1 protein-coding gene is annotated in these 240 nt (G+C 56.7%); it reads right to left on the reverse strand.

The annotated features are described in order from the left end of the window. A partial coding sequence (locus AC1RPW_RS08675) for a TopoII/MutL transducer domain-containing protein (RefSeq protein WP_481769558.1) occupies positions 1-240 on the reverse strand: 240 nt, incomplete at both ends.

The following is a 240-nucleotide window of genomic DNA, read 5'->3' on the forward strand; positions in this document are numbered from 1 at the left end:
GTTCCCATTGAAGAACTTGGTGGCTTCGGCCACGAGCATGGCCTCGAACTCGGGCCCGGCGCGATCGTCCGAGAGCTTCGCCTTGTCCTGAGACGTGAACGTGGCTTTGCTCAGGTACATGTTCACGAGACCTACCAGACCTTCTTTCAGGTCAGCTTCCCGGAACACCGGAACCTGCTTGCCAGCAACCTTTTTGGTTTTGATCCAAGGTTTGAGCGCCGTGTACAAGGCACCTGACAC

The organism is Dellaglioa sp. CoH-55-MRSF-8 (assembly GCF_056782195.1).